This is a genomic window from Micromonospora sp. NPDC049051 (assembly GCF_043197575.1).
In the GTDB taxonomy this organism is placed as follows: domain Bacteria; phylum Actinomycetota; class Actinomycetes; order Mycobacteriales; family Micromonosporaceae; genus Micromonospora.
Genome location: NZ_JBICTL010000002.1, coordinates 777,851 through 803,090, shown reverse-complemented (window position 1 = coordinate 803,090; position 25,240 = coordinate 777,851). Strand labels below are relative to the sequence as shown.

Here is a 25,240-nt window from a genome sequence, read left to right as displayed (position 1 = left end):
CGCGAAGGGCCGGCCCGATGCGATCGGGCCGGCCCTTCGTCGTACGTGCGGATCAGGCGGCGCCGGTGCCCTCCGCCTGCGCGGTGAGCGCCGCCGGGGGCGGGTTCTGGGCCGGGGTGCCGGCGGTCTTGCGGCCCCGGGAGAGCCGGTGCTGGACGTACTGGGCCAGCTTCGACAGCGCGTAGTTCACCAGGATGAACAGCAGCGCGATCACGATGTAGACCTGGATCGGGTTGTCCAGCGCGCCGATGATCTGCTTGCCGATGTTCAGGGTCTCCTCGTAGCTGATGATGAAGCCCAGCGAGGTGTCCTTGAGCACCACGACGAGCTGGCTGATCAGCGCCGGCAGCATGATCCGGAACGCCTGCGGCAGCAGGATCATCCGGGTGGTCTGCAACGGGGAGAGGCCGATCGCGGAGGCCGCCTCGGCCTGCCCGCCGGGCAGGCCCTCCATGCCGGAGCGGAGGATCTCGGCGATCACCACGGAGTTGTAGATGGTCAGGCCGATGACCAGGTACCACAGCGTGTCGAACGAGACGCCGAACTCGGGGAAGCCACGGGCCACGAAGAAGATCGTGATGACCACCGGCAGGCCCCGGAACACCTCGACGCAGACCCGGGTGACCGCCGACAGCAGCGTGCTCAGCCCGCGCAGCAGGTACGCCAGCGGTGTCGCCAACCCGGTGAACCGGCGCTGGGTGAGGCTCTTGAGCTGGATCCGCAGCACCGCGAGCAGGGTGCCGACCACCAGCGAGGAGACGATGGCCAGCGCGGCGGCGGTCAGGGTGTTCGTGATGCCGGTGCCGATCCGCTTCCACACCAGGGAGAAGTTCTCGTTGGAGGGGTCGATCAGCGGCCCCCACAGCTCCATCGAGAACTGGCCCTTGTCGTTCAGCGGCCGGTAGACCAGGAAGTACGCGGCGGCGAGCAGCAGCACCGTCGCCACCACGCTGCCGATCAGGGTGAGCCGGCGCTGCCGGGGCCCGGGGACGTCGTAGAGGACGCTCTGCTGGCTCACCGGGCCACCGCCTGCCGCTTCTCGATCCGGTCGAGGAGTGCGCCGAGGGGGACGGTCATGATCAGGTATCCGATCGAGATGCCGATGGCGACGGGGACGAAGGCGTAGCCCTCGGCCGAGGTCAGTTGGTCGGCGGTCTGCGAGAGGTCACCGACCACGCCGAAGAAGCCGACCAGGGCCGAGTTCTTGATCATCGCGATGATCACCGACCCGAGCGGCACCACCGAGGCCTTCCAGGACTGCGGCAGCACCACGTAGCGCAGGTTCTGGCCGAAGGTGAGCCCGAGCGACCGGGCGGCCTCCGCCTGGCCGGCGGGCACCGCGTTCACGCCGGAGCGCAGCGCCTCGCAGACGAACGCCGCGGTGTAGAGCACCAGCGCGATCAGCGCGAAGCGGAAGTACGGCAGGTCGGTGTCGAGCCGGCTGAACACCGCGTCCAGGCCGGGGATCCGTAGGAAGTCCGCGTTGGAGCCGAGCGCCGGCAGACCGAACGCGGCGAAGAACATCACCACGGTCAGCGGCATGTTGCGGAACACGTTCACGTAGCCGGTGCCGAGCGCCCGCAGCGGTGGCACCGGGGAGATCCGCAGCACCGCCAGGACAGCGCCCAGGACCAGGGCGCCGACCGCGGCGAGTACGCAGATCTGGAGGGTGAGCCAAAATCCACCCGCGAAGACGTCGAACTTGTCGATGAGCACACTCACGGGACGGTCTTCCTCCCCACCCTCCAGATCAGCGATTCAGGCTCAGTAGCGGTTGACGGTCGGGGCGGCGCCGAGCTCGGCACCGAACTTGCCGGCGGTGTCGTCCCAGGCCTTCTTCCAGCTGCCGTCCGCGTACGCCTTCTCCAGCGTGTCGTTGATGAAGTTGCGGAAGTCGGTGTCCTCCTTCTTCACCCCGATGCCGTACGGCTCCTTGGTGAAGTTGCTGCCGGCCAGCTTGAACGACGCCTCGTCCTTGGCGATGTAGCCGAGCAGGATCACGTTGTCCGTGGTGACGGCGTCGACCTGGCCGCCCTTGAGGGCGTCGCGGCACTTGTCGTAGGTGTCGAACAGCACCAGCTGGGTGGCGACGTCCTTGACGTGCTTCTTGATCTCCTCGGCCGGCGTGGATCCGGTGACCGAGCAGACCTTCTTGGTGCCGTCCTTGAACGAGTCCGGGCCGGTGATGGCCGCGTCGTCCTTCTTCACCATGATGTTCTGGCCGGCCTCGTAGTACGGCCCGGCGAACGCGATGCGCTCCTTGCGCTTGTCGTTGATCGTGTAGGTGGCGGCGACCAGGTCGACCGTGCCGTTCACGATCACGTCCTCGCGGACCTTCGAGGGGGCCTCGACCCACTCGATCTTGTCCTCGGGGATGCCGAGCTCCTTGACGATGATCTTCGCGACCTCGACGTCGAAGCCCTCCGGCTTGCCGGAGAGGCCCTTCTGGCCGAAGCCGGGCTGGTCGAACTTCGTGCCGATCTTGATGGCCTGGGCCTTGTTGAGGCGCTCCATCGTGCTGCCGGCGGCGAAGGACTTGCTGCCGGCGCCGGTGCCCTCGTCGGCGTCGTCGCCACCGCAGGCGGTCATGCCGAGCGCCAGGGTGGCGGCCGCCGCAAGCGCCGCTACGCGCGTGATACGCATGTTGATCTCCTTCTTGGACGGAACCGCCGGGGGACGGCGCGCTCCGGGTACGGACGGCTAGTGCGTGAGGATTTTGGAGAGGAAGTCCTTGGCCCGCTCGCTGCGCGGGTTCGCGAAGAATTCGGCCGGCGGCGCGTCCTCGACCAGTTGGCCGTCGGCCATGAAGATGACCCGGTTCGCCGCGTGCCGGGCGAAGCCCATCTCGTGGGTCACCACGACCATGGTCATGCCGTCACTGGCCAGCGACGTCATCACGTCCAGCACCTCGCCGACCATCTCCGGGTCCAGCGCGCTGGTCGGCTCGTCGAAGAGCATCGCCTTGGGCTGCATGGCCAGCGCCCGGGCGATCGCCACCCGCTGCTGCTGGCCGCCGGAGAGCTGCGCCGGGAACTTGTCGGCCTGGTTGGCGATGCCCACCCGGTCCAGCAGGGCCAGCCCGCGCTCGCGCGCCGCCGCCGGCTTCTCCTTGCGGACCTTGACCGGCCCGAGGGTGACGTTCTCGAGGATCGTCTTGTGCGCGAAGAGGTTGAACGACTGGAAGACCATGCCGACCTCGCTGCGCAGCTTCGCCAGAGCCTTGCCCTCGGCCGGCAGCGCCTGCCCGTCGAAGGTGATCGTGCCGGAGCTGATCGGTTCGAGGCGGTTGATGGTGCGGCAGAGCGTGGACTTGCCGGAGCCCGACGGCCCGATCACCACGACCACCTCGCCGCGCCCGACCGACAGTGAGACGTCGTCCAGTACGTGCAGCGGCCCGAACCACTTGTTGACCGAGTCCAGCACGATGAGCGGTTCGCCCGTCGTCACGTCGTTCACCGTCCCTGTCGTCGCGCGGGGGTCGGACGACCCCCGGTGCGGCAACTTTAGGCGGGGGGATGTGGCGGTACGCAACTCAGTTGGTCACGGAGCGGTAACACCAGCTCAGATCGCGGTCGGGAGTCCGATTCTGACCCGTCGGACCCCGCCTTTCCGGCAGGCGAAACCTCCGGGAGACCATGTGGGGATGACCGAACCGGTACGGCTCACCCGGTACGCCCGGGGCGGCGGCTGCGCGTGCAAGATCCCCCCGGGAGAGCTGGAGACCATGGTCGCCGGACTCGGCCCGGCCACCGGCACCGCCGAGCTGCTCGTCGGGCTCGACCACGGCGACGACGCGGCGGTGGTCCGGCTCGACGAACGCACCGGCCTGGTCACCACGGCCGACTTCTTCACCCCCGTCGTCGACGACGCGTACGACTGGGGGCGCATCGCCGCGACCAACGCCCTCTCCGACGTGTACGCCATGGGCGGCACCCCCCTGGTGGCCCTCAACCTGCTCTGCTGGCCGCGCGACGTACTGCCGCTGGAGCTGGCCCGGGAGGTGCTGCGCGGCGGGCAGGACGTGGCCCGCGACGCCGGGTGCCACCTCGCCGGCGGGCACAGCGTCGACGACGAGGGCCCCAAGTACGGGCTGGCCGTCACCGGGGTGGTCCGGCCCGAGGAGCTGATCACCCTGGACGCGGGTCGGGCGGGCCTGCCGCTGTCGCTGACCAAGCCCCTCGGCGTCGGCGTGCTCAACACCCGGCACAAGGCCACCGGGGAGAGCTTCCCCGAGGCGGTCGCCGCGATGACGACCCTCAACCGGGACGCGGCGCGGGCCGCGGTGGCGGCCGGCGTCCGTTGCGGCACCGACGTGACCGGATTCGGCCTGCTCGGCCACGCGTCCAAGCTGGCCCGGGCGAGCCGGCTGACGGTGGCGATCGACGCGGCCCGGGTGCCCTACCTGGCCGGCGCCCGGGAGGCGGTGCGCGACGGGCACGTCAGCGGCGGCAGCCGGCGCAACCTGGAGTGGGTCACCCCGTGGACGGACTTCGGCCGGGTCGCCGAGGAGGACCGGCTGCTGCTGGCCGACGCGCAGACCTCGGGCGGCCTGCTGGTCGCCGGTGAGCTGCCCGGCGCCACCGTGGTCGGTGAGCTGCTGCCGCCCGGTGAGCACCGCGTGCTGGTGCGCTGAGGCCGGTCCCTCGGCGTGCCTGGCACCGCGACCGGCGTGCGCTGCGGGGACCGTGCGCCGGACTTCCGGCCGGAGGTGTCGCGCCCGGCGTGTGGCGCCCGGAGTGGGCCACCGTACCCGATAAACTGTCATCTTTCGGCTGCTCTGAGCAACGGCGCTCGGGGAAATTTTGCCCGGAATGGTCACAGACCGGTAACTTGCCCCCGGCTGAGGTCATATGCCCCCCACCATCGTCATAAGGCCCGATCCGGAGGCCGGTGGGACGAGCACAGCGAGGAGGCGGCATGACCGAGCTGTGGAACTGGAGAATCGACCAGGTGCGGCCGGTGGAGGTCTACCCGGCACTGGCCGAGGCGCTCGGCCGGGTGGTGATGCCCCTGGCGGCGGCGGACCCCGCCCGCCTGCCGACGTACGCGGTGATCTGCGACGTCTGGCAGGCGCCGGGGGAGTTCGCCACGATCGTGGACTGCTACGGGGTGCCCGAGCGGCTCTCCGAGCACGGCAGCATCGCCGCGCTCGCGCGGCTGCTGGACCGCAACTGCCTGCTGCGCGACGACACGCTCGACGCCGGGCGGCACCTGCTCGTCGCGCCCGACGGCACGATCCGGCCGGTGCACTTCGACGTGCGGGAGACCGACGACGGCGAACTGCTCACCAACCAGCGGCTGTGCACCGAGGCGGACCCGCGCTGTCGCGGCTGGTCGCAGTGCCACCGCTCGCGCTGGGCGCCGGACTCGGTGCTCCCGGCGCTCGCCGCCGCCTGAGCTGCCCGGGCCGGCCCGGCGGGGTCAGCCCGCCCGGCCGGCGGAGCGGCCGCCGCGTACCTCCAGCTCCCCGAGCAGGGTCGCGGTGGCCGCGGCGACGGCGGCCACCGCCGCGTCGAAGGCCGCGGCGTTGTGGGCGGCGGGCTTGCGGAAACCCGAGATCTTGCGGACGTACTGCAACGCCGCGGCGTCGACGTCGGCCGGGGTCACCTCCTCGGTGTACGGCTCCCGCAGGGTCTTGATGCTCCGGCACACGGCTCCTCCTCGTTCGGTCAGGTCGGTGGACCCGGATACGCTGTCCGGGTCATGACTACCGCAGCGGCGAGCAGCCCGCGCACCTACCAGGTGCGCACCTACGGCTGCCAGATGAACGTGCACGACTCCGAGCGCATCTCCGGCCTGCTGGACCAGGCTGGCTACGTACGCGCCGCCGAAGCCGACGACAACCCGGACGTGGTGGTGTTCAACACCTGCGCCGTCCGGGAGAACGCCGACAACCGGCTCTACGGCAACCTGGGTCACCTGCGCCCCGTCAAGGCCCGGCACCCGGGGATGCAGATCGCCGTGGGCGGCTGCCTGGCCCAGAAGGACCGGGGCGAGATCGTCCGCAAGGCGCCCTGGGTCGACGTGGTGTTCGGCACCCACAACATCGGGTCGCTGCCGGTGCTGCTGGAACGGGCCCGGCACAACGCGGCGGCCGAGGTGGAGATCCTCGAGTCCCTCGAGGTCTTCCCCTCGACCCTGCCCACCCGCCGCGAGTCCACGTACGCCGGCTGGGTCTCGATCTCCGTCGGCTGCAACAACACCTGCACGTTCTGCATCGTGCCCTCTCTGCGGGGCAAGGAGAAGGACCGCCGCCCCGGCGACATCCTCTCCGAGGTCCGCGCGCTCGTCGACGAGGGCGTGCTGGAGGTGACCCTGCTCGGGCAGAACGTCAACTCCTACGGCGTCGAGTTCGGCGACCGGCTCGCCTTCGGCAAGTTGCTGCGCGCCTGCGGCGACGTCGAGGGGTTGGAGCGGGTGCGGTTCACCAGCCCGCACCCGAAGGACTTCACCGACGACGTGATCGCCGCGATGGCCGAGACGCCCAACGTCTGCCACTCGCTGCACATGCCGCTGCAGTCCGGCTCCGACGACGTGCTGCGCGCCATGCGCCGCTCCTACCGGGCCGACCGCTACCTGGGCATCATCTCCAGGGTCCGGGCGGCGATGCCGGACGCGGCGATCACCACCGACATCATCGTCGGCTTCCCCGGCGAGACCGAGGCCGACTTCGAGCGCACCCTCGACGTGGTCCGCGAGGCCCGCTTCTCCTCCGCGTTCACCTTCCAGTACTCCAAGCGCCCCGGCACGCCGGCCGCCACGATGGACGGCCAGCTGCCCAAGCAGGTCGTGCAGGAGCGCTACGAGCGGCTGATCGCCTGCGTGGAGGAGATCACCTGGGCGGAGAACAAGAAGCTCGTGGGGGAGACCGTCGAGGTGCTGGTCGCCGTCGGCGAGGGGCGCAAGGACGAGCGTACGGGCCGGATGTCCGGCCGCGCCCGCGACGGTCGCCTGGTCCACTTCGCCACCGGCGCGGCCGGCCAGGGCGGCGGCACGGGGCCCATCCGCCCCGGTGACGTCGTGCACACCACCATCACCTACGCCGCCCCGCACCACCTCAACGCCGACGGCGCGCCCCTGTCGCACCGGCGCACCCGGGCCGGCGACGCGGCCGAGGCGGGGCGTGCCCCGCGTACGCCGGGCGTGCTGCTCGGGCTGCCGACGATCGGCGCGCCGGCCGCGGCGCCCGCGCCGACGACGGGCTGCGCCGCGCACTGACCCGCGACCGGCCGGGACCCGCACGCGCGGGCCCCGGCCGGTGCGTCGGCGGACGCCGTGCCGGCCGACGGGGGTGGAATCAGCAGGCGACGCCGTTGAGCCTCACCGTGCCGGGCGCGGCGGACGAGCCGTTGGCGGTGAAGCCGACGGTCACCGAGGCGCCCGGCGCCAGCGCCCCCGCCCAGGTCGGGGCCGCCGCCGTCACCGTCGTGCCGGACTGGGTCACCGTGGCGTTCCAGCCGCTGGCGAGGCTCACCCCGGCCGGCCAGCTCCAGGTGACCTGCCACGGGTTGACCGTCGCGGTGCCGGTGTTCGTCACCGTCAGCTCCCCCTGGAAGCCGCCCTGCCACGCGTTGACCTGCCGGTACGCGCCCGTGCAGCCCCCGGCCGGCGTCGAGGTCGGCGTCGCCGTCGCCGTCGGCGTCGGGCCGCCCCCACCACCGACCGGCGGGATCAGGTACGGCTGGAGGATGGCCTGCTTGGTGGTGTTGATGTTCGTCCAGTCGTCGAGCGCGATGCCCCCGGTGTCACCCGAGTTCGGGTTCCACGACCAGTACGTGAACGACATCCCGTCGACCCCGGTGCCGGTGTAGGCCATCAACTTCTCCAACCACACCCGGTCCCGGGGATCGGCCAGGGTGCTGCCGAACTCGCCCATCATGATCGGCGCGATGTTCTGCTTGTACAGGTAACCCCAGTACTTGTCCCAGATGCCCGGCAGGTTGTCCGGGAAGTCGGGGGACTTGAACCAGTTCTGCTCGAAGACCGAGGTGGCGTACTCGTGCGGCGAGTAGACCAGCCGGTTCGGCACGTCGAGCCGCACCGGGAAGTCCCTGGCCTTCGTCAGGTTGCCGCCCCACCAGCCGCAGTCCTCGTCGTTGCTCGGGTCGCCGTCCCAGACGTCGGAGAGGCCGCCGCTGGGGCAGCTCACCCCCTCCACGAAGATCAGCCAGTTCGGCTGCACCGACAGGACCGCGTTGCCGGCCCGCTCGGCGGCCAGCCGCCAGTCCCGGGCCGGATCGCCGCAGCCCCAGCACGCGCCGGTGGCCGCCGGGTTCGTCCCCTCGGCGTGCGGCTCGTTGTGCAGGTCCGCCCCGATCACCGTGGTGTTGCCCGCGTACCGCTGGGCGAGCATCTTCCAGTCGTTGATCCAGGTCGCCTCCGAGACCGTCGGGGTGTACCAGAGCGGGGACTGGCCGGCCGACGTCGGCCGGTGCCGGTCCAGGATGACCCGCATCCCCTTGTCGCCGGCGTAGTCGATGACCTTGTCGAGGATCTGCAACGGGGAGAGCCCGACCAGGTCCGGATTGACGAAGTCGTTGATGCCGCTGGCCGTGGCACCCGGCTTCAGCGCGTCGTTCGAGTACGGCACGCGCAGCGTGTTGTAGCCGAGGCTGGCCATCTTGTCGATCTGGCCCCGCCACGGGTTGGTCGACCACAGCCCGTGGAAGGTCTTGTTGTCGGTCTCCATGCCGAACCAGTTGATGCCGGTGATGCGTACCGTCGCGCCGGTGCTGTCGACGATCTTGTTGCCGTTGGTGTGCAGGTAGCCGGTCCCGGTGCCGGCAGGGGCGGCGACGGCCGGGGCGGTGCTGACGGCGGCGGCGACGAGGACGCCGGCCGCGGCGGTGGCGAGCGCGGTGATCGCGCCGCCGAGGGCGCTGCGTCGGTGCATGCGAGCTCCACTTCGAACTGCCCGCCGCCGCCACCGGCGGCGCGGGCGGGAACCGGGCGACGGCCGTCACGCTCCCTCAGGGAGTACGCGGACAGGGCGCGACGGGACGTGCCACGTGGGGATGCGGCCGCTCGCGGGACCACCGGCGTCCCCCGACGGCGTGACGTGCGCCGTCGGTGCCCTCGCGCCGGTGCTGGACCTGGCTCCGCCGCTCATTCTGATCAGCCCGCCTCGATGCGTCAACCGCCCGTGACCCGGCGCGGGCCGGCGGGCCACGCACACACGCGAAAGCCCCCGGTCCGTGGCGGACCGGGGGCTCCCGTGGTGGATTGGCTCGGCTCAGCCGGCCTGCTCGGCGAGCTGGAGGAACTGCCGCTTGGAGGACAGCGCCTGCTCGGCCTCCTTGACCCGCCGCGCGTCCCCGGCCGCCTGGGCCCGGGCCAGCCGCTCCTCGGCCTCGGCGACCTGCGCCCGCATCTGGGCGAGCAGAGGGTTGTCCTCCTTGGTGGTACGCCGCCACGCGGAGTCCATCACCTCGCGGACCTTCTCGTCGATGGCCCGCAGCCGGCGCTCCAGCCCGGCCGCCGCCTCGCGGGGCACCCGGCCGGCCTCGTGCCACTGGGCCTGGATCTCCCGCAGCTTGGCCTGCGCGCCCTTCGGGTCACCGTCGATGTCCAGCGCCTCGGCCTCGGCCAGCAGCGCCTGCTTGCGCTCCAGGTTGCCCCGCTGCTCGTTGTCGCGGGCGGAGAAGACCTCGCTGCGCCGGGTGAAGAACTCGTCCTGCGCGCCCCGGAACCGTTCCCAGAGCTTCTGCTCCGCCTCCTTGGAGGCCCGCGGAGCGGCCTTCCACTGGTTCATCAGCTCCTTGAGCTGGTTGGCGGTGGCCGCCCAGTCGGTGGAGTCCTTCAGCTTCTCGGCCTCGGCGACCAGCTCCTCCTTGGCCGTCTGCGCCTGCTTGCGCTGCGCGTCGAGCGAGGCGAAGTGGGCGCCCCGGCGGCGGGTGAAGCCGTCGCGGGCGGCGGCGAAGCGCTTCCACAGCTCACCGTCGGTCTTCTTGTCGACGCCGCGGATGGTCTTCCACTCGTCGAGGATCTCCTTGAGCCGGTCCCCGGCGGTCTTCCAGCCGGTCGACTCGGCGGCCAGCTTCTCCGCCTCCTCCACCAGGGCCTGCTTGCGGGCGAGCGCCTCGGTACGCGCGGCGTCCCGGGCGGCCTTGGCCTCGCCGGCCTTCTCCTCCGCGACCGTGGCGAGGCGGTCCAACCGGGCGGCCAGCGCGTCGATGTCGCCGACGACGTGCGCCTCGGCGAGCGACGCACGGATCCGCCGGATGGTGGTCAGTGAATGGCCGGCGTCGGCGGCACCCGAGTTGAGCCGGGCCTCCGTCAGGTTGACCTCGGTCACCAGGTCGTCGAAGCGGCGGGCGAAGTGGGCCAGCCCCTCCTCGGGCGCTCCCGCCTGCCAGGATCCGACCACCCGCTCGCCGTCGGCGGTCTTGACGTACACGGTGCCGTCCGCGTCCACCCGTCCGAAGGCAGTCCAGTCGCTCATGTGCCCATCCTCGTTCTCCCGGCGTCGGGGAGCAGTCCCGCGATCGCCGCCACGGCGCAGCAAAGTTTCCCCCGGCATTGTCACAGGTGCGACCCCGTTCCCGTCGAGCGCCTATCGCCGACCGTGACCATACGGTGTCCTAGCGCCCGCGGACGGGCTCACCGGGGGAGTGTCGCATTCTGGTACGGCGAGCCCCGGAGAGCCGGGCGTCCCGGCGCGGCGGGCCGACCCTTCGGCCCGGCGTGGGCACGACGGCGGCCGGACCGGCACGGGGCGACGTGTGGCGCGGACCGGCGAGCAGGCGGGGCTGGCCGAGGCGACGCACGTGGTCGGGGCGACGGAAGCGGCCGAGGCGGCGTAACGCGGTCGGGGCGGCGCACGTGGTCGGGGCGGCGCAACGTGGTCGAGGCGGCGCACGCGGTGGGGGGACGCACGTGGTCTGGGCGCTGGCGGGCGGCGGTGGTCTCAGGAGCATGGGTGCGGGGCGCCGGGGTGCGGCCGTGCCGATACCGTTGCCTGGTGTCCCTGGTCGCCGCCGCCGTCTGCCCCCACCCGCCGCTGATCGTCCCCGAGCTGGCCGGTGCCGCCGCGCCCGAGCTGGACGAGCTCCGCGCCGCCTGCGACGCCGCGGTCGCCGGGCTGCTCGCCGCCGAGCCCGAGGTGCTCGTCCTGGTCGGTGACGGGCCGCAGACCACCCGCTTCAACTCGGCCGACTACGGCTCGCTGCGGCAGTACGGCCTCGACCGGTACGTGCGGCTGTGGAAGGTGAACTGCGCCGGCGGCGAACGGCTGCCGCTCAGCCTGACCGTCGGCGCGTGGCTGGTCGGGCGCTCCCGCACCACGCTGCCCCGGCTGGCCCGGTCCGTCGCGGCCGACGCCACGCCGGCCGAGTGCGCCGAGCTGGGCGCGGCGATATGCGGGGAGACGGAGCGGCGTACCGCGCTGCTGGTGACGGGGGACGGGTCGGCCTGCCACGGCCCCAAGTCGCCCGGCTACGACGACCCGCGCGCCGAGGCGTACGACGACGGGGTCGCCCGCGCCCTGGCCGACGCGGACGCCGAGGCCCTGCTCGACCTGGACCCGGTCCTGTCGGCGCAGCTGAAGGCCGCCGGCCGCGCGCCCTGGCAGGTGCTGGCCGGCGCGGTCCGGGCGACGGGCGGCGACTGGCGCGGCGAGCTGCGCCACCACTCGGCGCCCTACGGCGTCGCCTACTTCGTGGCCTCCTGGGCGCCGGCGTGACCGCCCACCCGACCGGGACGGTCGTGGCCGTCGTCGGGCCGACGGCGGCCGGCAAGTCGGCGCTGAGCGTCGCGCTCGCGCACGCCCTCGACGGCGAGGTCGTCAACGCCGACTCGATGCAGCTCTACCGGGGCATGGACGTCGGCACCGCCAAGCTCACCCCGGCCGAGCGCGAAGGGGTGCCGCACCACCTGCTGGACATCTGGGACGTCACCGAGCCGGCCAGCGTCGCGGAGTACCAGCGGCTGGCCCGCGCCGCCGTCGACGACATCCTGGCCCGGGGCCGGGTGCCGCTGCTGGTCGGCGGCTCCGGCCTCTACGTGCGGGCGGTGCTGGAGCGCTTCGAGTTCCCCGGCACCGACCCGGCGGTGCGCGAGCGGCTGGAACGGGAGCTGACCGAGGTCGGCCCCGCACCCCTGTACGCCCGGCTGCGCGAGGCCGACCCGGCCGCCGCGGCGGGGATCCTGCCCGGCAACGGCCGGCGGATCGTGCGCGCCCTGGAGGTCATCGAGCTGACCGGGGCGCCGTTCACCGCCGCGCTGCCCGAACCGACTCCGTACTACCCCTCGGTGCAGCTCGGCGTGGACCTGGACACCGCGCTGCTCGACGAGCGGATCGCCCTGCGGGTGGACCGGATGTGGGCCGACGGGCTGGTCGCCGAGGCCCGGGCTCTGGTCGGGCGCGGCCTGCCCGAGGGGCGTACGGCCAGCCGCGCGCTCGGCTACCAGCAGGTCCTGCGCTTCCTCGCCGGGGAGTTGACGGAGGCGCAGGCGCACGACGAGACCGTCCGGGCCACCCGCCGCTTCGTCCGGCGGCAGCGCTCCTGGTTCCGCCGCGACCCGCGGATCCACTGGCTGGACTCGTCGGCGCCGGACCTGGTTCCGGCCGCCCTGCGCCTGCTGCCCGCCGCTGCGCGATGATGGGGGCGTGCAGTTCACCAAGGGCCACGGCACCGGCAACGACTTCGTCATCCTGCCCGATCCGGACAATCGACTCGATCTGACACCGGGGCTGGTCGCGGCCCTCTGCGACCGGCGGCGCGGGCTCGGCGGCGACGGCGTCCTGCGGGTCGTCCGGGCCGCGAAGCACCCGGAGGGCATCGACCTCTCCGACGAGGCCGAGTGGTTCATGGACTACTGGAACGCCGACGGCTCGTTCGCGGAGATGTGCGGCAACGGCGCCCGGGTCTTCGTCCGCTACCTGGTCGCCACCGGGCTGGCCGAGCCGGCGGAGGGGGCGCTGCCGGTGGCCACCCGGGCCTGCGTCGTGCGCGCGCTGGTCACGGACGACGCCATCGCCGTCGAGATGCGCCGCCCCCGGCTGTACGACACCGCGACGGCCACCCTCGGCGGGCTGACCCTGCCCGGCACGGCGGTGGACGTGGGCAACCCCCACCTGGTCTGCGCGCTGCCGGCCGGGCTGGAACTGGCCGCGCTCGACCTAACCCGGGCCCCCGACGTCGACCCGGCGGTCTTCCCGGCCGGCGTCAACGTCGAGTTCACGGCGCCGGGCGAGCCGGTCGACGGCACCGACGGCCACGTCCGGATGCGGGTCCACGAGCGCGGCTCCGCCGAGACCCTCTCCTGCGGTACGGGCGCCTGCGCGGTGGCCGCGGTGGCCCTGCGCGACGCCGGCCGCGACACGGGCGTGCTGGCGGTGGACGTCCCGGGCGGGCGCCTGTCGGTCACGGTGACGGAGGACTCCTGCTGGCTGGCCGGCCCGGCCACGCTGGTGGCCACCGGCACCCTAGACCCAACCGCCCTGACGGCCCTACCCCCCGCCTAACCCACCGCTCCCGACTCCTGCGCCCGCTCTGGCTCCTGCTCCCGGCCCCCAACTCCTGCCCCTTCGCCCCCACCCGTCCCCCTGATCGTTGACAGTTGAGCTGCTCGATTGGCGGCGTGTCGACTAGCTCGACTGTCAACGATCAGGCCCGCGACGCAGACGGCGAGCGGTGACGCGAGATGCCCTGCGGAACCCGCGTTCCCACAGGCGGGCAAGTTCCCAGGACTGCCAACGGGCGGAACGTTCGCGCCTGACTGTGCCCCGGTCACCCACCCCTCCCCGTCGATCATGAAGTTATTGCCCGGGAGAGCGGTTTCCGGGGGCAACAACTTCATGATCACAGCGGCGCGCGGCGGCCAACGCGGCGCAACGCAGCGCGGGGCGGCCAGCGCAGCGCAGGGCAGCGCAGCGCGGGGCGGGGTGGGGTCGCGCGGGGTCGCGCGGGGTGGGAGACGGGGATGGGGGGTGGGGTGGGTTAGGGGGTGGCGCTGGCTTCGGCGGCGATCTCGGGGAGGTCGGCCGGACCCGGGTCGGCGGCGGGAGCCGGGGCCGGGTTCTGGGCGGCGGCGCGTACCGCTGCGGCGACCGCCGGGGAGACCCGGGAGTCGAAGACGCTGGGCACGATCACCGTCGGGTTGATCTTGTCTTCGCCGACCACGTCCGCGATGGCCTGGGCCGCCGCGATCGCCATCTCCTCGGTGAACTCCTCGGCGTGCGCGTCCAGCATGCCCCGGAACACGCCCGGGAAGGCGAGCACGTTGTTGATCTGGTTCGGCTGGTCGGAGCGGCCCGTGGCGACCACGGCCGCGTACTTGCGCGCCTCGCGCGGGTCGACCTCCGGGTCGGGGTTGGCGAGCGCGAAGACGATCGAGTCCTTGGCCATGGCGGCGATGTCGTCGCCGGTGAGCAGGTTCGGCGCGCTCACCCCGATGAAGACGTCCGCGCCGCGTACCGCCCCGGGCAGGTCGCCGGAGTAGCTCTCCTTGTTGGTGTTCTCGGCCAGCCACTGCCAGGCCGGGTTGAGCCCGGTCATCCCGCGGTGCAGGGCCCCCTGCCGGTCGTACGCGATGATGTCGCCGACGCCCTGGCGCAGCAGCAGCTTCATGATCGCGGTGCCGGCCGCGCCCGCGCCCGAGACCACGACCCGGACGTCCGCGAGCTGCTTGCCCACGACGCGCAGCGCGTTGGTCAGCGCGGCCAGTACGCAGATCGCGGTGCCGTGCTGGTCGTCGTGGAAGACCGGGATGTCCAGCGCCTCGCGCAGCCGCGCCTCGATCTCGAAGCAGCGCGGCGCGGCGATGTCCTCCAGGTTGATCCCGCCGTACGCGGGGGCGATCGCCTTGACGATCTGCACGATCTCGTCGGTGTCCTGGGTGTCGAGCACCACCGGCCAGGCGTCCACCCCGCCGAAGCGCTTGAACAGCGCGGCCTTGCCCTCCATCACCGGCAGCGACGCCGCCGGCCCGAGGTTGCCCAGGCCCAGCACGGCGGAGCCGTCGCTGACCACGGCGACGGTGTTGCGCTTTATGGTCAGCCGGCGGGCGTCGGCGGGGTTCTCGGCGATGGCCTGGCAGACCCGCGCCACCCCCGGGGTGTACGCGCGGGACAGCTCGTCACGGTTGCGCAGCGCCACCTTCGAGCTGACCTCGATCTTGCCGCCGAGGTGGAGCAGGAAGGTCCGGTCGGAGACCTTGCGCACGTCCACGCCGTCCAGCGCCGTCAACGCGTCGACCACCTGGTCGGCGTGGCTGGCGTCGGCGGTGTCGCAGGTGAGGTCGACGAGCACGTGGGTCGGGTCGGAGTCCACCACGTCGAGGGCGGTGACGATCGCTCCGGCCTCACCTACCGAGGTTGTCAGCCGGCCGATCGAGGACGCGTCCGCGGGCACCGCGATCCGTATCGTGATTGAGAATCCGGCACTTGGAAGTCGGGTGATGGCCACGGGATCCCTCCGTCGACGCTGAACGGCTCGCCCGCATTTCTACTCGCCCCGGCTCGCCCGCTCGGCAACCGCCCCCGCTTTTGTGGCCTTTCCCCGCGGGCATATAGCGGGTGCGTCTGGCGTTGGCACATGTCAGGATTGCTCGGTACGTGACAGAACGGACAGGAGACCGGCTTGCACAACCAGGAGACCCTACTTCCCTACGAGGACGACGAGCTCGACGCCACCACCGGTGAGTACGAGCTGTCGGAGCGGCAGGCGCTGCGGCGGGTCCCCGGCCTCTCCACCGAGCTCGCGGACATCACCGAGGTCGAGTACCGGCAGCTGCGCCTGGAACGCGTCGTCCTCGTCGGCGTCTGGACCGAGGGCACGCAGAGCGACGCCGAGAACTCCCTCACCGAGCTGGCCGCGCTGGCGGAGACCGCCGGCTCACAGGTGCTCGAAGGGCTGATCCAGCGGCGCAACCGTCCCGACCCCGCCACCTACGTCGGCCGGGGCAAGGTCGACGACCTCGGCGCGGTGGTGCTCTCCAGCGGCGCCGACACGGTCATCTGCGACGGCGAGCTGTCGCCGTCGCAGCTGCGCAACCTGGAGCAGCGCACCAAGGTCAAGGTGGTCGACCGCACCGCGCTGATCCTCGACATCTTCGCCCAGCACGCCAAGAGCAAGGAGGGCAAGGCCCAGGTCGAGCTGGCCCAGCTCGAATACCTGCTGCCGCGCCTGCGCGGATGGGGTGAGACCCTCTCGCGGCAGACCGGTGGTAGCGGTCGCGGCGGCGGCGCCGGCGGCGGCGTGGGTCTGCGCGGCCCCGGTGAGACGAAGCTGGAGACCGACCGGCGCCGGATCCGCCACCGCATCGCCCGGCTGCGCCGGGAAATCAAGGGCATGAAGACGGTACGCCAGACGAAGCGCGCCCGCCGTTCCCGCAACGCCGTGCCGGCCGTGGCCATCGCCGGCTACACCAACGCCGGCAAGTCGAGCCTGCTCAACCGGCTCACCGGGGCGGGCGTGCTGGTGGAGAACGCGCTCTTCGCCACCCTCGACCCGACCACCCGCAAGGCCACCACGGCCGACGGGCGGCTCTACACCCTCTCCGACACGGTCGGGTTCGTCCGGCACCTGCCCCACCAGATCGTCGAGGCGTTCCGCTCGACGCTCGAGGAGGTCGCCGAGGCCGACCTGGTGGTGCACGTCGTCGACGGCACCCACCCGGACCCGGAGGAGCAGGTGCGCGCCGTCCACGAGGTGCTCGCCGAGGTGGGCGCCGACCGGCTGCCCGAGCTGCTGGTGGTCAACAAGACCGACGCGGCCGACGAGGAGACGCTGCTGCGGCTCAAGCGGCTCTGGCCGGAGGCGGTCTTCGTCTCCGCGCACACCGGTCGCGGCATCGACGGGCTGCGCGAGGCCGTCGAGGCGCGGCTGCCCCGCCCGGCCGTGGAGGTCCGCGCGGTGCTGCCGTACGACCGGGGTGACCTGGTGGCCCGGGTGCACCGCCAGGGTGAGGTGCTGAGCACCTCCCACCTGCCGGAGGGCACCCTGCTGCACGTCCGGGTAGGGGCGGCGCTCGCCGCCGAGCTGGCGCCGTTCCGGGCGGAGGAGCAGCAGGCGGTCGCGGGCGCGCGATGACTGCCTCCCGGCGTCACGCGCCGGAAACTTCCGGCGTGCGACACTGATTCAATGCGCCGCGCTGTTTCTTCGGTCACGGTCGCCCTCGGCTTGCTGGGGGCGACCGTGGCGTGTACCGGGGTCGCCCTGGCTGCGGCACCGGCCTCGGCCGCGTCCCCGCTCGCGGCCGCTCCCGGCAAGAAGCGGTGCACGGTCACCGACGAACGACTGCGTGAGCTGTCGGGCCTGGTGGCCACCAAGAGCGGCTACATCGTGATCAACGACGGCACCGAGGTGGAGAGCCGCAAGCGGGTCTTCTTCCTCGACACCAAGTGCGGGATCTCGAAGGAGCCGGTCCGCTATTCCGGGCAGGGGCCGTTCGACACGGAGGACCTGGCGCTCTCCCCGGACGGCGCCACGCTCTGGATCGCCGACACCGGCGACAACGTCACCAGCCGTGAGCGTCGCGAGCGGGTGGCGCTGTGGAGCATGCCGGTCGACGGCTCCAAGCGGCCGGTGCTGCACCGCCTCTCGTACCCGGAGGGCAAGCCGCACGACGCCGAGGCGCTGCTGATCGGCGACGACGGCAACCCGTTGATCATCACCAAGGTGATGTCGGGCAAGGCCCAGATCTTCACCCCCGCCGAGAAGATGAAGAGCGGGGACACCCCGGCCGTACCGATGAAGAAGGTCGGCGAGATAAGCCTGCCGAAGACCGACACGGAGAACCGGCTCGGCGCCCCCGGACGGGTGGCGATCACCGGCGCGGCCCGGTCCCCGGACGGCTCCCGGGTGGTGTTGCGCACCTACGCCGACGCCTTCGAGTACGACGTGGCCGACGGCAACGTCGCGGCGGCCCTGACCGGCGGCAAGCCCCGGGTGACGGCGCTCGCCGACCCGTTCGGCGAGGCGATCTCCTACAGCCCCGACGGCAAGACCTTCCTCACCGTCTCCGACGGCGGTCAGCTCGACGACGACGCCCCGATCGACATCCTCGCCTACACCCCCTCCACGGAGGGCGCGAAGCCGGTGGACGAGGGGGGCGACGCGCCGAAGAAGGCCAGCCAGTCCTGGGTCGACGGCCTGAGCCTGAGCGACATCACCTACCTGATCGCGGCCGTGGGGGTGATCGGCGCGCTGATGGTGGCGGCCGGTGTCTTCGGCATCCTCCGGGCCCGGCGCAAGCCGGCACCTGCCCGCGGCGACGGGGGGCCGGAGCGCGACGACGTCCTCGCCGACGACCGGCGCGGGCCCGCGGACGACGGCTTCCTTCCGTCGGGCGACCGGGGACGGGGTGGTGGTGTCTACGGCGGTGCGCCCGCTGGCGGCGTCTACGGCGGCCCGGCCGGTGGGCGCGGCGGCCCGTCCGGTGGCGGGGGCCACGGCGATGCCCGTCCGGCTGGTGCCGGCGTCTACGGCGGCGCCCGTCCGGCGTCCGGCGGCGGTGTCTACGGCGGCGGTCGCCCGCCCGTCGACGCCCCGCCCGGCCGGGGCGGGCCGCCGTCCGGTGGCCGACGTCAGGGTGGCGGCGCGGGTGGCCGGCAGGGCGGTGGCGCACCCGGCGGAGGCGGCGGACGCCAGGGCGGAGGCCCCGGCGGCGGCGTCTACGGCGGCGGGGGGCAGCAGGGCGGCGGTGTCTACGGCGGTGGCCGGGCCGAGCCGCCCCGTCGGGGCGACGAGTCGGATCCGCGTGGCCAGCGGCCGGTCCGTCGGCGCGACGGCGGTCCCGAAGACGGCCGTGGCTACGGGCCCCAGGACGGGCGCGGCTACGGTCACGTGCCCGGCGGCGGCCGGGGCTACCGAGGCGACCGCTACTGACCGGCCGACGGTCCGCTACTGACCTGCGGTCCGCTACCGACCTGAGCCGGCCGATCCTCCCGTGACGGCTGCCGGGTGACCGCCGACGGCGGCCACCCGGTGCGGATCAGATGCGGCGCAGCACCGCGACGACCCGGCCCATGATGGTGGCGTCGTCGCCGGGGATCGGGTCGAAGGCCGGGTTCTGCGGCATGAGCCAGACGTGCCCGTCGCGGCGGCGGTAGGTCTTCACGGTCGCCTCGCCGTCGAGCATGGCGGCGACGATGTCGCCGGCCTCGGCCGTCGGCTGCTGCCGGACCACGACCCAGTCGCCGTCGCAGATCGCCGCGTCGAGCATCGAGTCGCCCTTGACCTGGAGCATGAAGACCTCGCCCTCACCCACCAGCTCGCGGGGGAGGGGGAAGATGTCCTCGACGGCCTGCTCGGCCAGGATCGGGCCACCGGCAGCGATCCGGCCCAGCATCGGCACGTAGGCCGGGGCGGGGCGCTGCGAGCGGGTCAGCTCGTCGTCGATGTCGGCGGGCGCCCGGACGTCCACGGCGCGCGGCCGGTTGGGGTCGCGACGCAGGAAGCCCTTCTTCTCCAGCTCCTTGAGCTGGTAGGCGACGCTGGACGGCGAGACCAGGCCGACGGCCTCGCCGATCTCGCGCACGCTCGGCGGATAGCCGTGCCGCTCGACCCAGGTGCGGATGAACTCCAGGATCCGGCGCTGACGGGCGGTGAGATCCACCGTCGCCGGGTCGGGGAAGGCACTGACCACCGGGGTGACCTGGCGCACGGCCGGCTGCCCCGTCCGGCTGCGCGCGGCGCCCCGGCGCCGGGTGGCTGGCGGGCCCGCCTCGGTGATCTGCTGCGGGCTCTTCGGCCGGCTGGCCCGATCCTCGGTCACGTCCGTCCTCCCTGGTCGGCGCTGGGTGCCTTGGCGGCTCGTGGTGCGTGCGGTGGTGCGAGTCGACCGGTGGACGGAGGATCCGCGCCCGGTTCTTCAAGACCGTATAGGTGAGATCGGTCATTTTCAAACATCTGTACGACCTTGCTCGGCGTGTCGGGATGAAAAACCGGTCCGCTCGTACTCGTGTTCTGATAAATGGTACGTCGGGTCGAACGGGTGTTCGACTTCGGTCCGATCGTCGGCCGTTTCGCCACGGCCGGACCGGTAACTCCCGGGGGCGTCCGGCGGTTGGTCCTGCGGCGGGGGGCGACGTCGGGCGGCAGGGAGGTCGGGTGACGCGCCGGACACGCCGGCCAACTTGACCGCAGATCCGCAGCGGCCTACGGTCGACCCCTAGATGTAGTAGTCACACGGGCGTAAGTCGCCTACAGGTTGGGTTCGACTACCGACCGCACTCCGGCACCGTCGACACGGCGAAGATCATCGACAGATGGCTCCGTCGCGCTGACGCGTGCCCGGGGAGCGGGCGGCGGGGCCCGCGATCGATGGAGGAGGCCGGGCCGATGCGGTGTCCGTACTGCCGACACGCCGACTCCCGGGTGGTCGACTCGCGGGAGGCCGACGACGGTCAGTTGATCCGCCGCCGGCGGTCCTGCCCGGAGTGCGGCAAGCGGTTCACCACGGTGGAGGAGGCGGTCCTCGCGGTCGTCAAGCGCAGCGGGGTCACCGAGCCGTTCAGCCGTACGAAGATCATCGGCGGGGTGCGCAAGGCGTGCCAGGGCCGGCCCGTGGACGACGACTCGATCGCGTTGCTCGCCCAGAAGGTCGAGGAGACCGTCCGGGCCAAGGGGGCCGCCGAGATCCCCAGCCACGAGGTGGGGCTGGCCATCCTGGGCCCGCTGCGGGACCTGGACGAGGTGGCCTACATGCGGTTCGCCAGCGTCTACCGCTCGTTCGACTCGCTCGCCGACTTCGAGCGCGAGATCGAGACGCTGCGGGCCGCCGCGCGCGCCCGGGAGGGCGCCGGGGCCGACGCGGCGGAGGCCGCCGGCCGTACCAGTTGATTTTTCTTTGCAGGTGTAAGTCGGATCGGGCGGCGGGTGGCCGTGCGGACGAGGGGGCGGATGAGATGTCGGGGGACGGTGTGACAACCAGCAGGGCACGCAACAAGGCCGGCGCGGGGCTCAAGGTGGAGCGGGTCTGGACGACCGAGGGGGTGCACCCCTACGACGAGGTCACGTGGGAGCGCCGCGACGTCGTCATGACGAACTGGCGGGACGGCTCGATCAACTTCGAGCAGCGCGGCGTCGAGTTCCCGGAGTCGTGGAGCGTCAACGCGGCGAACATCGTGACCACCAAGTACTTCCGGGGCGCCGTCGGCACCCCGGAGCGGGAGTGGTCGCTGCGGCAGCTGATCGACCGGGTGGTCACCACCTACCGCACCGCCGGTGAGGAGTACGGCTACTTCGCCGGCCCGGCCGACGCCGAGGTCTTCGCCCACGAGCTGACCTGGATGCTGCTGCACCAGGTGTTCAGCTTCAACTCGCCGGTCTGGTTCAACGTCGGCACGCCGTCGCCGCAGCAGGTCAGCGCGTGCTTCATCCTGGCCGTCGACGACTCGATGGACTCCATCCTCGACTGGTACAAGGAGGAGGGGCTGATCTTCAAGGGCGGCTCCGGCTCCGGCGTGAACCTGTCCCGGATCCGTTCCTCCCGCGAGCTGCTCTCCTCCGGCGGCAACGCCTCCGGCCCGGTCAGCTTCATGCGCGGCGCGGACGCCTCCGCCGGCACCATCAAGTCCGGCGGCGCCACCCGGCGCGCGGCCAAGATGGTCATCCTCGACGTCGACCACCCGGACATCCAGGAGTTCGTGGTCACCAAGGCGCGGGAGGAGGACAAGATCCGCGCGCTGCGCGACGCCGGGTTCGACATGGACCTCGGCGGCGCCGACATCGTCAGTGTGCAGTACCAGAACGCCAACAACTCCGTCCGCGTCTCCGACGAGTTCATGACGGCCGTGGAGAACGGCGGCGGCTTCGACCTGCGCGGCCGGCTCGACGGCGCGGTCATCGAGACCATCGACGCCAAGGACCTGTTCCGCACCATCTCCCAGGCCGCCTGGGAGTGCGCCGACCCCGGCCTGCAGTACGACGACACCATCAACGACTGGCACACCTGCCCGGAGACCGGGCGGATCACCGCGTCGAACCCGTGCTCGGAGTACCTGCACCTGGACAACTCCTCGTGCAACCTGGCCTCGCTCAACCTGATGAAGTTCCTGCGCGCCGACGGCGGCTTCGAGGTGGAGAAGTTCGTCCGCTCCGTCGAGTTCGTCATCACGGCGATGGACATCTCGATCTGCTTCGCCGACTTCCCGACCGAGAAGATCGGCGAGACCACCCGCGCCTACCGGCAGCTCGGCATCGGCTACGCCAACCTCGGCGCCCTGCTGATGGCCTCCGGCCTGCCGTACGACTCGGACCAGGGCCGCTCGGTCGCCGCCGCGATCACCTCGCTGATGACCGGCACCGCGTACCGCCGTTCCGCCGAGCTGGCCGGCGTCGTCGGCCCGTACGACGGCTACGCCCGCAACGCCGAGCCGCACAAGCGGGTCATGCGCAAGCACGCCGCCGCCAACGACGAGATCAAGCCCTCGGGCACCGTGGCCACCGCGATCGTCCGCGAGGCGACGAAGCAGTGGACCCAGGGCAACAAGATCGGCGACAAGTTCGGTTGGCGCAACTCGCAGGCCAGCGTGCTCGCCCCGACCGGCACCATCGGCCTGATGATGGACTGCGACACCACCGGCGTCGAGCCCGACCTGGCGCTGGTCAAGTTCAAGAAGCTGGTCGGCGGCGGTTCGATGCAGATCGTCAACCAGACCGTGCCGCGCGCCCTGCGCAGCCTCGGCTACCCCGAGGAGCAGGTCGAGGCGATCGTGGAGCACATCGCTGACCAGGGCCACGTGGTCGACGCGCCGGGCCTGAAGCCGGAGCACTACCCGGTCTTCGACTGCGCGATGGGCGAACGCTCCATCGCCCCGATGGGCCACGTGCGGATGATGGCGGCCGTCCAGCCGTTCATCTCCGGCGCGATCTCCAAGACGGTCAACATGCCGGAGCAGGCGACCGTCGAGGATGTCGAGAAGATCTACTTCGAGGGCTGGAAGCTCGGCCTCAAGGCGCTGGCGATCTACCGCGACAACTGCAAGGTCGGCCAGCCGCTGTCGGCCGCCAAGCCGAACAAGGCCGCCGCGCCCACGGAGGCGTCCGCCGAGGTGGAGAAGGTCGTCGAGAAGGTCGTCGAGTACCGCCCGGTGCGCAAGCGGCTGCCGAAGAAGCGCCCGTCGGAGACGGTCAGCTTCTCCGTCGGCGGCGCCGAGGGCTACCTCACCGCGTCGTCCTACCCGGACGACGGCCTGGGCGAGGTCTTCCTCAAGATGTCGAAGCAGGGCTCGACCCTGGCCGGCGTGATGGACGCCTTCTCGGTGGCCATCTCCATCGGTCTCCAGTACGGCGTCCCACTGGAGACGTACGTCAGCAAGTTCACCAACATGCGCTTCGAGCCGGCCGGCATGACCGACGACCCGGACGTGCGGATGGCCGCCTCGGTGATGGACTACATCTTCCGTCGCCTGGCGCTGGACTTCCTGCCGTACGAGCGCCGCGCGGAGCTGGGCATCTTCACCGCCAAGGAGCGGGCCGCCCAGCTCCGGGCCGAGGCGGAGGCGGAGGCGAACGGTGCGGACCTCACCGCGATGGCCGCCTCCGCCCCGGTCGAGGCGAGGCCGGAGGAGCCGAAGACCGGCCCGATCGCCCAGCCGGCGCAGGAGGTCGCCGACGTCGCCGCCGCCAAGCCGGCGCCGTCCGTGGGTTCCAGCACCGAGCTGCTGGAGGCCGTGATCGGCAAGGCCGCCGACGCGCCGCTCTGCTTCACCTGCGGTACGAAGATGCGCCCCGCCGGTAGCTGCTACGTCTGCGAGGGCTGCGGCTCCACCAGCGGCTGCAGCTGACAAGAGCAACGAGCCCCGGGCGTTGGCGCGCCCGGGGCTCGTGAGCCGGGATGGCGCCCGACCGCGTCACGGGTGGCGAACAACGAGAGGCGTCGACTGCGATCATCGGGACATGACGACCTCCCAGACGTACGTCGAGTTCGCCACCCGGGAGGCGCGCGGCGTGTCGCCGGCGTACGAGCGCCTGTCCCTCGCCGTCTCCCGCGACGAAGAGGTCCTCGCACTGATCGGTGCGCTCCCGCAAGGAAAGCGGCAGCCGAACCTGCTGTTCGGCGTCGTACGACTGCTCGGCGGGCCGGTCGACGACCCGGTGGCCTTCCGCGACTTCGTGCTGGCGAACTGGCCGGCGATCGAGGCGGAACTGCGCACCCGCGCGACGCAGACGAACGAGCCCGGGCGGTGTGCCGTACTGCTGCCCGTGCTCGCCGCGTTGCCGCAGCCGCTGGCGTTGCTGGAGGTCGGCGCGTCCGCTGGGCTCTGCCTCTACCCCGACCGGTACGCCTACCGCTACGGCGACCACGCGCTCGGTGCGGGTGAACCGGTCCTCGGTTGCGCGGCCACCGGCCTGGCCCCGCCGGACCGGCTACCGGAGGTGGTGTGGCGGGCGGGCCTGGACCTGAATCCCCTGCGGGTGACCGAGCCGGCGGACGTGGCCTGGCTCGACGCCCTCATCTGGCCGGAGCACACGCACCGCCGCGCCCGGCTGCGGGCCGCTGCGGCCGTCGCCGCGTCCGACCCGCCGCTGCTCGCGCGCGGCGACCTGGTGGACGACCTGCCCGCGCTGGCCGCGCGGGCGCCAGCGGGCGCGACGCTGGTGGTGTTCCACACCTCCGTGCTCTACCAGGTGCCGGCGCCGCGCCGGGCGGCGTTCGCCGACGTGGTACGCCGCCTGCCCGGCCACTGGATCTCCAACGATTCCCCGGACGTGCTGCCCCACGACGCGTTGCCGGAGCCGCCGGACGAGGCCCTGTACAACGTGCTCGCGTTGGACGGCCGGCCACTCGCCTGGACGAGCCCGCACGGGCAGGCGATGACCTGGTTCGGGTGACCCGACGGGCTGCCGTGCACCGGCACGGCAGCCCGATTGGTACGTCAGTGCTGCTTCTGCTGGCAGGGCACGCAGAAGCGGGCGTGCGGCAGCACCTCCAGGCGCTCCCGGGGGATCGAGGCGGAGCACCGCTCGCAGACGCCGTAGCGGCCCTCGGCGAGGCGACGCAGCGCGCCGCTGATCTGGTCGATGCTCTGCCGGGTGGCGGCGATCAGTGCGCTCTGGGTGTGCGCCTGGCCCGGGTCGCCGGTGTCGGCGGTGAGCTGCGTCAGCCGGACGGTCTGCGCCTCGAAGTCGTTGGTCAGTGTCGTACGCAGGTCGTCGAGCCACTTCTGCTCGCTGGACTGGGTGGGCGTGGTCATGGCGTAGCTCCTTGTCCGGGAAAAAGAAAAAGGGCCGAAGCTGGATAGCTTCGCCCTGGTGGCCGTTCGCAAGAGTTGCAACCGGTCCACGGAGGG

At 72.2% G+C, this 25,240-nt stretch carries 21 protein-coding genes; 11 read left to right on the top strand and 10 right to left on the bottom strand.

Translation table 11 applies throughout. The features are described from left to right. Window positions 1–52: 52 nt before the first annotated feature. The 4 genes from ACGFIR_RS10835 to ACGFIR_RS10820 are packed head-to-tail and all read right to left on the bottom strand — an operon-like array spanning window position 53 to window position 3,456. Entirely contained in the window at window positions 53–1,018 is a 966-nt protein-coding gene (locus ACGFIR_RS10835) for an amino acid ABC transporter permease (RefSeq protein WP_393144482.1), read from the bottom strand. Then, window positions 1,015–1,722 carry an amino acid ABC transporter permease gene (locus ACGFIR_RS10830; RefSeq protein ID WP_393004170.1) on the bottom strand — a complete coding sequence of 236 codons (708 nt, stop codon included), beginning with the start codon at window positions 1,720–1,722 and terminating at the stop codon, window positions 1,015–1,017. Before ACGFIR_RS10830 ends, ACGFIR_RS10835 begins: the two co-directional genes overlap by 4 nt. Before the next feature lie 42 nt (window positions 1,723–1,764). Then, a complete protein-coding gene (locus tag ACGFIR_RS10825; RefSeq protein ID WP_393004168.1) occupies window positions 1,765–2,643 on the bottom strand; it encodes a glutamate ABC transporter substrate-binding protein in 879 nt (292 codons plus the stop codon). Between the two features lie 57 nt (window positions 2,644–2,700). Continuing rightward, window positions 2,701–3,456 carry an amino acid ABC transporter ATP-binding protein gene (locus ACGFIR_RS10820; RefSeq protein WP_393004166.1) on the bottom strand — a complete coding sequence of 252 codons (756 nt, stop codon included), beginning with the start codon at window positions 3,454–3,456 and terminating at the stop codon, window positions 2,701–2,703. Window positions 3,457–3,643: 187 nt separating this feature from the next. Here ACGFIR_RS10820 and selD point away from each other — a divergent pair, with 187 nt between their 5' ends. Beyond that, on the top strand, window positions 3,644–4,633 hold the full coding sequence (gene selD, locus ACGFIR_RS10815) for a selenide, water dikinase SelD (RefSeq protein ID WP_393144480.1): 990 nt from the start codon (window positions 3,644–3,646) through the stop codon (window positions 4,631–4,633). A gap of 284 nt (window positions 4,634–4,917) precedes the next feature. Then, window positions 4,918–5,397, top strand: coding sequence for a hypothetical protein (locus tag ACGFIR_RS10810; RefSeq protein ID WP_393004162.1), 480 nt, complete (start codon window positions 4,918–4,920; stop codon window positions 5,395–5,397). A gap of 24 nt (window positions 5,398–5,421) precedes the next feature. On the opposite strand, the gene ACGFIR_RS10805 is transcribed toward ACGFIR_RS10810, so the two are convergent. After that, window positions 5,422–5,652 carry a DUF2277 family protein gene (locus ACGFIR_RS10805; protein WP_393004160.1) on the bottom strand — a complete coding sequence of 77 codons (231 nt, stop codon included), beginning with the start codon at window positions 5,650–5,652 and terminating at the stop codon, window positions 5,422–5,424. A 51-nt stretch (window positions 5,653–5,703) separates the two neighbouring features. Between ACGFIR_RS10805 and miaB the strand changes: the two genes are divergently transcribed. Beyond that, window positions 5,704–7,218: a tRNA (N6-isopentenyl adenosine(37)-C2)-methylthiotransferase MiaB gene (miaB, locus tag ACGFIR_RS10800; protein WP_393144478.1), complete on the top strand. Its 1,515-nt coding sequence runs from the start codon at window positions 5,704–5,706 to the stop codon at window positions 7,216–7,218. Between the two features lie 79 nt (window positions 7,219–7,297). Here the strand turns inward: miaB and ACGFIR_RS10795 are convergent, their stop codons facing one another. Further along, entirely contained in the window at window positions 7,298–8,893 is a 1,596-nt protein-coding gene (locus tag ACGFIR_RS10795; protein WP_393144476.1) for a cellulase family glycosylhydrolase, read from the bottom strand. A 339-nt stretch (window positions 8,894–9,232) separates the two neighbouring features. Then, the gene (locus ACGFIR_RS10790; RefSeq protein ID WP_393004154.1) at window positions 9,233–10,441 is read right to left on the bottom strand and encodes a DUF349 domain-containing protein; all 1,209 of its coding nucleotides are present in this window, start codon (window positions 10,439–10,441) and stop codon (window positions 9,233–9,235) included. Window positions 10,442–10,960: 519 nt separating this feature from the next. On the opposite strand from ACGFIR_RS10790, the gene ACGFIR_RS10785 reads away from it, so the two are divergent. The 3 genes from ACGFIR_RS10785 to dapF are packed head-to-tail and all read left to right on the top strand — an operon-like array spanning window position 10,961 to window position 13,465. Further along, window positions 10,961–11,680: a class III extradiol dioxygenase subunit B-like domain-containing protein gene (locus tag ACGFIR_RS10785; RefSeq protein WP_393144474.1), complete on the top strand. Its 720-nt coding sequence runs from the start codon at window positions 10,961–10,963 to the stop codon at window positions 11,678–11,680. Further along, window positions 11,677–12,600 (top strand): tRNA (adenosine(37)-N6)-dimethylallyltransferase MiaA, encoded by a 924-nt coding sequence (gene miaA, locus ACGFIR_RS10780; RefSeq protein WP_393144472.1) that lies wholly within the window; start codon window positions 11,677–11,679, stop codon window positions 12,598–12,600. Before ACGFIR_RS10785 ends, miaA begins: the two co-directional genes overlap by 4 nt. Before the next feature lie 7 nt (window positions 12,601–12,607). Continuing rightward, window positions 12,608–13,465, top strand: coding sequence for a diaminopimelate epimerase (gene dapF / locus ACGFIR_RS10775; RefSeq protein WP_393144470.1), 858 nt, complete (start codon window positions 12,608–12,610; stop codon window positions 13,463–13,465). A gap of 475 nt (window positions 13,466–13,940) precedes the next feature. On the opposite strand, the gene ACGFIR_RS10770 is transcribed toward dapF, so the two are convergent. Then, window positions 13,941–15,407 carry an NAD-dependent malic enzyme gene (locus ACGFIR_RS10770; protein WP_393004148.1) on the bottom strand — a complete coding sequence of 489 codons (1,467 nt, stop codon included), beginning with the start codon at window positions 15,405–15,407 and terminating at the stop codon, window positions 13,941–13,943. Window positions 15,408–15,581: 174 nt separating this feature from the next. Between ACGFIR_RS10770 and hflX the strand changes: the two genes are divergently transcribed. Beyond that, window positions 15,582–17,033 (top strand): GTPase HflX, encoded by a 1,452-nt coding sequence (hflX, locus tag ACGFIR_RS10765; protein ID WP_393004146.1) that lies wholly within the window; start codon window positions 15,582–15,584, stop codon window positions 17,031–17,033. A 51-nt stretch (window positions 17,034–17,084) separates the two neighbouring features. Further along, window positions 17,085–18,830, top strand: a complete 1,746-nt coding sequence (locus ACGFIR_RS10760) for a hypothetical protein (protein WP_393144468.1) — start codon at window positions 17,085–17,087, stop codon at window positions 18,828–18,830. Between the two features lie 106 nt (window positions 18,831–18,936). On the opposite strand, the gene lexA is transcribed toward ACGFIR_RS10760, so the two are convergent. Continuing rightward, window positions 18,937–19,719 carry a transcriptional repressor LexA gene (lexA, locus tag ACGFIR_RS10755; protein WP_393004142.1) on the bottom strand — a complete coding sequence of 261 codons (783 nt, stop codon included), beginning with the start codon at window positions 19,717–19,719 and terminating at the stop codon, window positions 18,937–18,939. 566 nt (window positions 19,720–20,285) lie between these two features. On the opposite strand from lexA, the gene nrdR reads away from it, so the two are divergent. From nrdR to ACGFIR_RS10740, 3 genes are all read left to right on the top strand, one after another. Further along, window positions 20,286–20,786 carry a transcriptional regulator NrdR gene (nrdR, locus tag ACGFIR_RS10750; protein WP_121395973.1) on the top strand — a complete coding sequence of 167 codons (501 nt, stop codon included), beginning with the start codon at window positions 20,286–20,288 and terminating at the stop codon, window positions 20,784–20,786. 65 nt (window positions 20,787–20,851) lie between these two features. Beyond that, complete coding sequence (locus tag ACGFIR_RS10745) at window positions 20,852–23,734, top strand: vitamin B12-dependent ribonucleotide reductase (protein ID WP_393004140.1); 2,883 nt, start codon at window positions 20,852–20,854, stop codon at window positions 23,732–23,734. A gap of 112 nt (window positions 23,735–23,846) precedes the next feature. Continuing rightward, window positions 23,847–24,782: a DUF2332 domain-containing protein gene (locus ACGFIR_RS10740; RefSeq protein ID WP_393004138.1), complete on the top strand. Its 936-nt coding sequence runs from the start codon at window positions 23,847–23,849 to the stop codon at window positions 24,780–24,782. A 44-nt stretch (window positions 24,783–24,826) separates the two neighbouring features. On the opposite strand, the gene ACGFIR_RS10735 is transcribed toward ACGFIR_RS10740, so the two are convergent. Further along, window positions 24,827–25,144: a TraR/DksA family transcriptional regulator gene (locus ACGFIR_RS10735; RefSeq protein WP_393004136.1), complete on the bottom strand. Its 318-nt coding sequence runs from the start codon at window positions 25,142–25,144 to the stop codon at window positions 24,827–24,829. Between the last annotated feature and the right edge of the window lie 96 nt (window positions 25,145–25,240).